The sequence below is a fragment of the Veillonella rogosae JCM 15642 genome, assembly GCF_002959775.1.
Classification (GTDB): Bacteria; Bacillota; Negativicutes; order Veillonellales; family Veillonellaceae; genus Veillonella; species Veillonella rogosae.
The window spans coordinates 532,480-545,050 of record NZ_PPCX01000010.1 but is presented as its reverse complement, the minus strand read 5'-3'; the positions used below and the strand labels follow the sequence as shown (position 1 = coordinate 545,050).

4 protein-coding genes are annotated in these 12,571 nt (G+C 39.3%); 1 reads left to right on the top strand and 3 read right to left on the bottom strand.

Going from position 1 to position 12,571, the window contains the following annotated elements:
• Nucleotides 1-625: 625 nt before the first annotated feature.
• From VRHSUH09_RS07785 to VRHSUH09_RS07775, 3 genes are all read right to left on the bottom strand, one after another.
• On the bottom strand, nucleotides 626-1,414 hold the full coding sequence (locus tag VRHSUH09_RS07785; protein ID WP_054747819.1) for a hypothetical protein: 789 nt from the start codon (nucleotides 1,412-1,414) through the stop codon (nucleotides 626-628).
• Between the two features lie 166 nt (nucleotides 1,415-1,580).
• Nucleotides 1,581-6,785: a YadA-like family protein gene (locus VRHSUH09_RS10520; RefSeq protein WP_054747821.1), complete on the bottom strand. Its 5,205-nt coding sequence runs from the start codon at nucleotides 6,783-6,785 to the stop codon at nucleotides 1,581-1,583.
• A gap of 146 nt (nucleotides 6,786-6,931) precedes the next feature.
• Nucleotides 6,932-10,249: an ESPR-type extended signal peptide-containing protein gene (locus VRHSUH09_RS07775; RefSeq protein ID WP_105081848.1), complete on the bottom strand. Its 3,318-nt coding sequence runs from the start codon at nucleotides 10,247-10,249 to the stop codon at nucleotides 6,932-6,934.
• A 625-nt stretch (nucleotides 10,250-10,874) separates the two neighbouring features.
• Between VRHSUH09_RS07775 and VRHSUH09_RS07770 the strand changes: the two genes are divergently transcribed.
• Nucleotides 10,875-12,539, top strand: coding sequence for a methyltransferase regulatory domain-containing protein (locus tag VRHSUH09_RS07770; protein WP_105081847.1), 1,665 nt, complete (start codon nucleotides 10,875-10,877; stop codon nucleotides 12,537-12,539).
• The last annotated feature ends 32 nt before the right edge of the window (nucleotides 12,540-12,571 follow it).

Here is a 12,571-nt window from a genome sequence, read left to right as displayed (position 1 = left end):
CCTAAAATAATTAAAATAAATTTTATATTTCTAAACAAGATAAATTGAATTTTCTAGATATGCGGAAATATCTCCACATCCGCATAAAATAAGGCTTCTCTTTATAATAGTATTATATATAATATAATACATTATATATATAAGAGTATAAAACAGAGCACCCCAGTTTATATTTACATTATATTTGAATATCTTATGCAAGATCATCTTCATCTTACATATATAAATATTCTAAATTAGATGAAGTCATCAACATAGCAAACAAGCGTTTCTTCATAAATGAGCAGAAATAGGTAGTTAATATAATCATTCTATTATTTTATAATTGTTTATAATCACACAATTATAGAGTCATCTTATTGAGTCATATACGTATAGAAAACAATATATAAACGCAAAAAAACAACGCCATCCTTTCGGATGGCGTCGTTTCGCATAAGGATTGTGTGCCCTAGTCGGGGGCCAGGGAACAGCAAGGCCCTCAAACAATCGCCGTATGAGGGCCGTATGTAGTTATTCATTATTACACTGTGCATCACACATCATTTTCCTAAAACACTCTATATCGTTTATGCCGAGCCACTAGTGATCTAATGATTTATAGTTAAAATTTACAACGACCTTATTATTGAATCGCAGCACGCAAATCTACTTTTTTAGTTTCTTGGTTAGCTGGACGATTAATAGCTTCGCGAAGGTTTACTACGTGCTCATCTTGCACTGTAGGTTCTTCACTTGCTTTATTTTTTACAGTTTGTTTAGCAGCGAACCAAATTGTTTCGTTCATGTAGTGACGAAGTTCTTCGTTAGATACATGTTCTTGGTCTTGTGCCATTACATCCAAAATAGCATCTTCTAATGCTTGTGCTTCGTCATCAGTCATAGGACCGCCAACTTCTTTTTGTTTTTGGATGATTTCGTTAATACGATCTGTCATGCCGCGCAATACATTGTAACCATAGCTGTTAGTGAAGCCATCTTTTTCATTGTATTTAGGCATTTCGAAATATTCGTATTCGTTTTTATTACGGTTTTCACCATTCCAGTTCAAGAACACTTCTTGACCATGTACACGACCGATGGAATGTGTACGGAAGTAGTCAGCATAGTTGTGTTTGTCATAGGAATGTAACCATTTTTTCTCAGCTTTAGTCATACGCTCATGGTTTTCGTATTTCACTTTAGCTTTTGCAATGTTGATCTCCGCATTTTGCCAAGCTTTTACATAGTCATGAACAGCAGACACTGTTTGTGGGCTAGCCACAGGAACCAATACTACGTTGCTCAATGCAGGCGCAGATACTGGGTTACGTAAAATTAAGTTATCGTCATATGTTGGAGCGGATTGTGCACCTACAACACCTGTAGAAATAACAAGAGCCGCTGCACAAGCAAGTAATGTAGATTTTTTCATTCTATATTCCTCTTTTCTATCGTTAGATTATGGTGAAAGTATCTTTCACACGTATTACACGTTCATATCTGAAAGCACTGCTTTCATAAACCATAGGGAGAGGTAAGCGCTACGCTAGGTAGCGCATACCATCCTAAGTTCATTCAGTTCTTACTCTCTCAAATGATTACATACCAAGTTTTGCCATCATTGCAGCAATTTGAGCTTTCATTTGTTCGTTTTCAGCTTTCAAATCAGATACTTCTGTTTTTAATCCAGCGTTTTGTGCTTTAACGGATGCCATTTCTTGTTGCATTGCATAAGCGGAGCTGATAGGGCCTTTGCGGTAACGATCTGCTACAGCAGCTTCGCTATCACGGTTGCCAACTTTCCAAGTTACACCAGCGTTTGCCATCATGTGACGGGAACCACCAGCCCATGCCAAGCCAGCATGCATCATTGTGGACTCATTTTTGTAGTGAGCAACGCCCATTGCAATAGCGGAGTTACCACGGTAGTTACCATAACCAGCCATGATTTGAGTTGGTTCTAATGGATCGTATTGGATAGGTTTCAATGCTGCAAGAGCTGCGCCTTGTGCACCTACACGACCGATTTCATCAGTTAACTCATCGAAACGAGGGCTTGCACCAGTAGACAAGTCGTATACTTTAGCGCCATCAGTGCTTTCAGATTCACGAACACCTACAGTACCATCAGTGGATTTAACGATTGTACGGGAATCTTTCAATTGTTTCAAGTTAACTGCATCACTGTCATTAGTACCTTTACCAAGGTTAGTAATTTTGTTACCACCCATGTTGAGGTTACCACCAGTTACGGAAATATCACCAGCGTTGAAGTTCAATGCAGGGCCATTTTCGCTGTTTCTGATAGAGTTAATACCTTTAAGGTCTTTATTCAATTTAACAGTTAATGTATCGTTGCCATCAGCTACTACGTTGATATTACCAGCAGCAGATTGGAATGCATTGGATTGAGCTTCAGTTACGCCTTCGCCTTGAACTTTAACAAGCGTATTCAACGCATGTTTGTTTTCAGTGCTAGTGTTGTTACCAGTGAATTTCAAGCCATCATCCATAGTTGCCACTTCACGTACGATATCTTTGCCGTCTTTACCTTTAATAGGGTTGCCGTCTTTATCTTGTGGAGTGTAAACGATACGTTGAGATTTATCAGTGCCATTTTCTGGGTTCACTAATGTTTGTTTACCGTCGTTAGTGGAGATATCAACAGATTTACCGTTGCTACCGTCAGCACCTTTAGGACCAGTCAAGCCAATGTGACCTACGCCGTCTTTACCAGCGATGGATACAGCGTCTTTACCGTCTTTACCGATGGAAACTTTACCGTCAACACCGTTAGCACCGTCTTTACCGGAGATGGATACGCCATCTTTACCAGCTACGCCGTCTTTACCAGGAACGCCAATGGAGTTCAAGCCGTTAAGATCTTTATCAAGACCGATTACAACTTTACCATCTTTAGTCATAGTTTTGATGTTGGAACCGCTGTAGTTAGCATCAGCTTTAGTACCTTCGCCAACGATTTCAAGTTTTTCACCCAAGTTTTTGTGGATGTCATCGCCAGATTGAGTACCGAAGTTCAAGCCTTTATTGCCGATTGCATCAGCAGTATTTTTAAGGTCTGTTACGTTTACAGCAGCATTCTTAGCATTGTTATCTGCAGCAGCGTTGTTGATCTTATCTAAGTAAGTATCGCCAGCTTTGTCAGCAATGGAAGAACCAACATTGTTCAACTTAGTAGGCTCAGTAGAGGAGTTACCAGCACTGTTCATAGATGCGATAACTTGGTTTGCAGGAACTACATCACCAGTACCATCAACGTTTGTTGTGAAAGTACCATCTGGTTGTTTGTAAACTTTAGTGCCGTCTTCTTTAGTGTATACCACTGGAATTTGAGCGTTGTTTACAACACCTTGGTTATTGATCTTGATGTCATATTGGTGACCTTTATTTGCATCATAAGTTGCAGAAGTAGGGTCATTTTTATCAGTTACTGTGATAGTGCCATCAGAGGATTCAACAGTTGTTACTTTGTCTTTCAATTGTTTAACGTTTACAGCATCTGTATCAGCTTCACCAGCTTTAACGCCTGTGATTTTCTTATCGCCAGCATTGATGCCGTCTTTCTTAACAGATGGGCCACCAGCGATAGTCAAACCATCGTTGTTAACTGTAGTATCGCCAACTTTTAAGGAACCATCTTTAGTAAGATCTACATCTTTAGCCAATTGAACTTTCAATTTACCGCCGTCTTCATTTACACCGATATTGTTATCAGTCAATTTAGTACTATCTGCACCGCCAACGATATCTAATTGTTCACCAAGTTTTTTCTTAACAACAGTAGTGTTATCGCCTTTGAAAGCTAAACCGTCTTCTAATGTAGCAACAGTGTGTTTACCTGTTTTATCTTCGTATACAATACGGGAGATACCATCAGCACCGTTAGTACCATCGATACCATCTTTACCTTTTTCTACTTGGATATCTACACGGTTAGTACCATCAACACCATTAGTGCCGTCTTTACCGTTGATACCAATTTTGCCGTCTTTACCATCTTTACCTGTTACAGTAATAGTTTCAGATTTAAGGTTTTTATCAAGTTTAACGTCGATAGTTGTGTTACCATCTGCATCTTGACCGATGATAGTTTTAACGTTTTCGCCGCTGTACTCAGTATCAGCTTTAGCGCCTTCGCCTTGAACTTTTACAGTGGAACCAAGTTTATTAGTTTTCACACCGCCAGAGTTAGCGTCGAAGTTTAAGCCTTTGTCGATCAATGCGTCAGCTGTGTTTTTAAGGTCAGTTACGTTTACCGCACCGTTCTTAGTTTTGTTATCAGCAGCTGCTGCATTAATTTTGTCTAAGTAAGTGTTGCCAGCTTGATCAGCGATAGAGGAACCTACGTTGTTCAACTTCATAGGATCTGTTGTGGAATTGCCACCATTGTTCATGGATGCAATTACATCAGCAGGTTGAACTGTAGTACCAGTACCATCAGGGTTAGTGTTGAAAGTAGTAGCACCAGTTGCAGGATCTACGATTTTGTAAAGTTTGTTGCCATCTTTATCAGTGTAAACCACTGGAGTTTGAGCATTTTCAACTACAGATTGGTTATTGATAGTGATGTCATATTGGTGACCTTTAGCTGCATCATAAGTTGCAGATGTAGGATCGTTTTTATCAACTACTTTAATGGAGTTGTTGGAAGACTCAACAGTTGTAACTTTGTCTTTCAATTGTTTAACGTTTACAGCATCTGTATCGTTTTCACCAGCTTTAACGCCTGTAATTGTTTTATTACCAGCATTGATGCCATCTTTCTTAACAGATGGACCACCAGCGATAGTCAAACCATCGTTGTTAACTGTAGTATCGCCAATTTTTACGGAACCATCTTTAGTAAGATCAAGGTCTTTAGACAATTGAACTTTCATTTTACCATTGTCGTTGTTTACGCCAATGTTATTATCAGTCAATTTAGCTTTATCAGCACCACCAACGATATCTACTACGTTGTTAAGATGTTTCTTAATAACTTTAGTTGGATCAGTTTGACCGTCGTCACCAGCGAACTTCATGCCATCATCGTGAGTTGCTACTTCGTGTTCGTTACCGTCTTTGTCTTGGTATACGATACGAGTCATAGTTTCACCAGGTTGGCCGTCAACGCCTGGAACACCATCTTTTACAGTGATATCAGCAGTTGCATTTTTACCATCTTTACCAGCAGGGCCAGTCAAACCAATGTGACCTACGCCATCTTTACCGGAGATAGATACTGCGTCTTTACCGTCTTTACCAGAGATACCAACTTTACCATTGTTACCATCTGTACCAGCTGCGCCTTGAGGGCCAGTGATTGTTACACCGTCTTGACCGTTAACGCCATCTTTACCGTTAACAACTACTTTATCCAAGTTAGTTAAGTCTTTGTTCAATGCATAAGTGTAAGTTTGGTTACCATCAGCACCAATTTCTTGTTTTACAGTCAAGTTTTTGCCTGCGCCGAAGTTTACAGTTTTGCCGCTTGCTACTGCAGTTTCAGTTGCATTGGAACCGTCTTCAAGGTTACCAGTTGCATTTGTTTTGAAGCTGTAAGGAGTAGATGCTGCTGGGATGTTCAAGTCGGAGAAGTCGATAACTGCTTTAGTATCAGTTACAGCTTTACCGTTGCCATCGTTGTAAGTCAATGTAACTTTCTTAGTACCTGCATCGTATTTGTATACGTTTTCAGTACCGGAAGCTACACCGCCTTTAGCTTCAGTGCTGCCAGCTTTAACTGCTGTAGGAGCGATGTGTAATTCAGAAGCTTTCAAGGAATCATGTGCAGATTTCAATTGGTCTTCTGTAGCTGCTTGACCAGATACGATATTGTTAGGATCGAATGTTTTGTTAGTCAAACCACCAATATTACCAGTTTTAGCGTTCAAGCTGATTGGGTTAGTACCACCAACTGTTACTGTTTCGTTAGGACCGAATGTGAGTTTACCAGAACCAGCGCCATTTGTGATGGAGTTGATATCAGTTAAGTCACCTTCAACGTTGAGTTTGTATGGATCAGCGTCTGTACCAGTACCAGATTTCTTAGTGTTTTTACCGTCTTCAATTTTCGCTAATTTAGCATTTACAGTGTATGTTTTTTGACCTGTAGTTGCATCAGTTGCATCAGTAACAGTTACGTTGTCACCAGCTTCAACTTTAGAACCAAGACCAGTGATTACTTTCTTACCATCATTAGTGATGTTGGAAAGATCGTTTTTAGCGATACCAGTAATTTTAGCTTCTTCGTTAGCTACTGGGTTACCTTTACCGTCAACGTAAGTCATAGTTACGCTGCCGTCGTTTTGTACAGCATAGCTACCAGGTTTGATGTGTTTTTCATCTTCAAGAGTAGCTACTTCATGAACTTTAGTGTCACCGTCTTTAGTGTATGTAATACGGTCGCCATCGTTCTTGATTGTTGTAGTTTTACCAGTTGGATCTTGTAAGCCGATTTCTTTAGTAGTAACTTTGTCAGTTGTTACGCTTGTAAGATCTTTAAGATTTTTATCAAGAGCGTATGCAACCTCTGTATTACCGTTACCGTCGTTAGTTTGTTTAACAGTTAAGTTTTTACCAGCTTGCATTGTAACGGATTTACCGTCTGCAATGTTTTGATCTGTGTCACCAGAATGTGTACCTTCTGTAGCAGAAACTGCACCAGATTTCAAGTTCCAAGTAGATGCTGTACCAGCAGCTGCATTTACATGTAAGTCATATGTTACTTGGTCGCCATTTGTTGTTTTGTTAATTGTTACAGATTTGTCGTTGGAAGTAACAACTGTACGAGCTGCTTTCAATTGATCGTAGTTAACAGCGTCAGTACCATCAGTAGCAGGTGCTACGTTAGTAATTTTTTTGTTACCAGCATCAATACCAGTTTTAGTTACAGATGGGCCACCAGTGATAGTTACGCCATCGTTGTTAACTTTAGTGTCACCAATTGTTAACCGTTTTTAGTCAAATCAACGTCTTTGTTCAAGTCGTATTTAACTACGCCATCAGCGTCTACAGAAGCTGTTGTGTTGGAACCGTTAGTGAAGTTTAAACCTTTTTCTAATGTAACTGTTTGACCGTTAGCACCGTTAGCTTTGTAAGTCAAAGGAATTACTTTAGCTGCTTTAGCGCCATCGAATGTTACAGCATAAGAAGTGTTGTGGTTAGCAGCATCATCTGTAGGAGTTACAGTGATAGGGCTATCAGTATTACCACCATTATTTACTGTTACTGCTTCACGAGCTGCATCTTTAACAGCATTACGGGAAACATTAACTTCGTATTGAGCATCAGGGTCACCAGAGTTTTTACCATTACCTACAGAGATGTCAGCAAGGTTAGTGTCACCAGCTGCGTCAGCTTTTTTAACTACGCTTTCAGTAGAGGAAGCACCACCAGGTACAGAAGAAGTATTAGCAACAGCTACTTTATAAACTGTTTTATTAGGATCAGTTGTATCTTTAGTTACTGTTACATTCTTAGAACCAGAAGCTACTTCAACGGTATGGTTCAATTTAGCTTTTGCATCATCGGACAAATCAGCTACTACATCTGTACCAGAAGCAGTTGTTTTGATGTATTGACCGTTGTTAGCACCAACTACACCGAAGCTCAAACCACCTGTTTTGTTCAATTTTTGAGTATCTGTATTACCAGTGTTACCTGCTAATTTAACTGTGTTGTTGAAGCCATCGCTTACTTTTTTCAATTGGTCTTCAGTTGCTGCACGACCGGAAACAATAGTTGGGTTAGTGATATCCCAATCTTTGTTTTGTAAGCCAGTTACATAACCACCTTTACCATCTAAGGAAATAGGGTTGTCACCACCAACTTTTACAACTTTGTCACCTTCGAAAGTAAGTTTGCCAGAATCAGCACCATTTGTGATGGAAGAGATATCAGCCAAGTCGCCTTCTACATTTACTTTGTAAGGAGTAGCTGCTGTGCCGTCACCTTCAACTTTAGTATTTTTGCCATCTACAAGTTTAGAAGGATCTGTGTTACCAGTAGCACCAGTGGAGCTTACTGTGTAGATGTCTTGACCTTCAGCACCTTGAGATTTAGCTACAGTTACGCCTGCACCAGCTTTAACTTCTGTCTTAGCGGATTTCAATTGTTTTACGTTAACTGCATCAGTATCATCAGTACCAGGAGCTACGTTAGTGATTTTTTTGTTACCAGCGTTGATACCAGTTTTAGTTACAGATGGACCACCAGTGATAGTCATACCAGCGTTGTTGATTACAGTATCACCAATTGTTAAAGAACCATCTTTAGTCAAATCAACGTCTTTATTCAAAGAATATGTGAATTGTTTATTAGCTTGGTCTAATACAATGTTTTTACCAGCGCTGAAAGTAACAGTGTCGCCAGGGCTTACTTTTTCAGAGCTAGAACCATTTGTAGTACCACCATTGTTAGTGGAAGTTACTTTCCAACCAGAACGGTTAATAGCTTGTGCTACATTGTCAGTAGTTGCTACACCATTTGTAGTAGGAGGTACAACTTTACCGTTGTTATCAGTGATTGTGTCGCCTTCTTTAAGTTTTAATTTAATACCGCTCGCATCAGCTTCTGTGGAAAGAAGACCTTCACCTTTAACAGTTAATGTACCATCGTCTAACAATACATCGCCTTTACCAGTGTCACCAGCGTATTTCAAGTTAACGCTTCTCAATTGAGCTACGTTAACAGCATCAGTATCATTAGTACCTGCAGCAAGACCTGTAATTTGACGAGTTGCAATAGGACCATCACCTACGGAAACAGCTGCCAACGTGGACGTTTGTGCAGTACCAGCTAAACCAGCATATTTATTATCACGATTTTCAGCAGGGTTAAAGCCTTTAACGCCTTTATCTACAGTTGCTTTAGATGTAGAACCAAGAGCAACACCATCTTTTACAGATGCCGCAGATTTATAACCTAAAGCTGTTGCGTTTTCAGCAGATGCATTAGCTTCACGACCAAATGCACTTGCACTAGCTGCAGTAGCAGAAGATTTCCCACCTACTGCAGTAGAAGCAGTACCAGAGGAGTTAGATTGCATACCAATTGCAACAGCCGCAAATCCACTAGCTGTTGTTTTATATGCATTACCATTAGCATCTGGAGCACCATTAGTACCGATAGCAATAGCAGCATTGGCTGTAGCTTCTGTACGATTACCGATAGCAACGGATAAATCGTTTTTAGCTTTTGCTTCACGACCAATAGCAATTGTATCTTGTGCTGTCGCTTCATTTTGACGACCGATGGCAATCATTGTATTACCTGCACTACCACCAGAGTTCGCAACGTTATCTTGACCAATAGCGATACCACCACCAACGGATGCAGTATTAGATTTACCCATTGTGATTGTATCTTCTTTTTGAGACTTATTGCCCTCACCGATTGCGATAGCACGATCACCAGTAGATGTATTTGTATTACCGATAGCAACACCACCTGCACCACCAGTAGTTGTATTATTTTTACCAATTGCTACAGAAGAACTACCTTCTGCCTTGGATTGATAGCCCATAGCAGTCGCAAAATTAGCACTTACAGCAGCTTCACGACCTACGGCAATGCCACCCCAACCGTTGGCATCAGCTTGTGGACCTACAGCAACCGCATTAGCTTGGTTCGCTTTAGAGTTACGACCCATGGCAATGCTGTCACCAGTGGAATTTGTTTCAGCCTCATGACCGATACTAATGTTATTATCGCCCTTTGCCCAACTTTCACGACCCATAGCAATAGAGAATTGACCACTACCTCTATCTTGGTTAGATTTAGTAGCGTTTGCACGATTACCAATTGCAATAGAATCTTCAGCATTTGCCATAGATACGTTACCAATAGCTACAGAAGCACGTCCTTTTGCTTGGTTATAAGCACCCATAGCCACTGCTGCACCGCCAGTTGCTTGGTTACCATTACCTACAGCCATTGCAGAATTTTCTGTTGCAGTATTTGCTGCACCAATTGCAACAGTCCCCCAATTGTTATCAGTTGTATTTTGCATACCTACAACAATAGAGTTTGAGCCTACTGTATTAGAGCCATTATAAGTACCGTTAGGAGAAATATTAACCGCACTATTACCTAAATCTACATTCGCCTGTACCGGTGTACCCATTGCGCCAGCGCCTACCATAGCCAAACCAGCTAATACGCTAGCTAACACTTTTTTCTTACCACCATTGTTTTTTGCAACTTCGGAAACTACTACGTAGCACTCTTTAGTTTTGCTCCAAACAACTTTAAAGATTTTATTCATATTACTATGAACCCCTTTCTTAACTAGACACAATTACAATCCTTATAATTAATAATCAATAAATACAAAAGACTAAAATACCAAATATCCCATACTTAATGGCTTTCTGAGTGTCTTTCATATTCTTTTCATTTTGTGTCATGAACAGAATATCATATATCGAAAATCTTGTAAATACTTTACTTCATCTTTTTATCATAAACACCAAAGTTTATTATTAGAACCTTTATTTTGTTAAACAAAATTTAATATATGGTCGTTTTTTTACTCATTTTTTTGACGATTTATACGTATTTTATAAAATCTAATCTATTTTATTCTATCCAGTTTTATTATTTTCGATAATTGCATTACCAAAACTTATAAATAAAGGTTTAATCGATTTATGGAGATTGATTTTTCTCGATTTCAAACTCTATTTCTATATTATCTATAAATTTTGATCTCAAAAAAATTCTATATATGAAACTCACTCAATCCTTTGATAGCAATTTCATAATTATTTCATATATCTCTTTGCAAATGAAATAATTATGAATTCGTACTCCTATATATAATAGAAATTATGATATACTTAATCATAATGAGGTAAAATTTAACCATATAGTAACAATGAGGATTTACCATGGACACACAACCAAAAGAAGCACATAAAGATATGTATAAAGAAACTACAGAAGACATACTAAAAAGCAATAGCAGCGAAGGCCAAGCCATTAGTCCCCCTCCGCATCAACCGTCTACCGACCAAGCGGGCATTGAGGCATTAAAGGACTCGTATGATGATTTCCTTTATGTATCTAAAGCCTTTGCTAGTTGTTCTATTAATTCATTAATTGCAACGGCGCGCATCTACGGTCTTGATCCGGCGCCAATTAAGGGTGCGCGTGTACTTGAGCTAGGCTCCTCTTGTGGCGGCAATATCATTCCACAAGCGCTGTACTATCCAGAGGCAACTTTCACAGGCATCGACCTATCATCTGTACAAATCAAACACGGTAACGAATTAATCGATTCCATGGGGCTCACCAATGTAACCTTGTTAGAAAAAGATATCATGGACATCGATGATGACTTTGGCACCTTCGATTACATTCTCGTTCACGGCATTTGGTCTTGGGTACCTGATATCGTTAAGGATAAAATCCTCAGCATTTGTAATCGCAATCTATCTGACCGCGGCATCGCTTATGTGTCCTACAACACGTATCCCGGTTGGAAACGATTAGAGCAAATGCGAGATATTATGCTCTATTCTGAAAAGCAATTAAAGTCTCAATCACTGCAAGAACGTACTGTATACACTAAAAACGTGTTAAAACTCCTTGGCGAAACAATGAACATGGATCAACGTTCCCAAGAGCGGTCAGGTTACAAAATCGCCAATATCAATACTGTCTTAGATTCCAATGATTATTATGTGGGCCATGAATATTTAGAAACCTTTAACGATCCTGTGTATGTGTCTGAGTTTATTGACCGTGCAGAACAGCAGGGCTGTGTATATATCGGTGATGAAAGCCTCGAAAAATCCTTTATCACGTGGCTCAATGATAAGGTAGTAGATAATATTAAAGCCCTTGCCAACGGTAATCATAAGGATAAAGAGCAATATTATGACTTTGTCTATGATACACAGTTCCGCATGGCATTATTAACAAAACCATGCAATAGAGACAAAATTGTGCGGGACGAAACGGTTCAAAAAGATATTCTGGACACGTTGTACTTTGCGGCACCTTTTGAAGATTCCTTAGGCATGCCTTCGGATTGGACCGATACGCTACGCATTACGCTCAAACAATTTATGCGCACGTTCCAACAATTTAATGTTCAAGATATTGTAGACTACATGGCTGAGAATCATCCTAATGAGGAATATAGCAAGGACAGATTGTACGTACAGCTATTCTTGCTAACCATTTTAGGCCATCTCCGTTCGTATGCTGAGAAATATGAAAAATTACTATTTGTAGAAAATGTGAGTTACATCCCAGAACGTTTCATTAGATATGTTTCTACCCTCATCGAAGGCAACGGTAAACAATATATGTCCTTAGGCAATATGTTTAACCAAGAGGATCCTACTGTAGACCAAGGGCTATTGTACGTCATGAAACAAATGGCACAGCCAACGACTCGTGACGAACTAATTAAGATTTTAGATGAAACCCTAACCATCACTCGTACGAAAGCAGATGGTGAGACCTTCACTGTCCCAAGTGAACAATACCTCGATGAGTCTATTAAACATATAGTAGAGCTTGGCTATTTTAGACACCAAGCTTAACGTAAAAGTTAATTCCATACTTAATCACATAA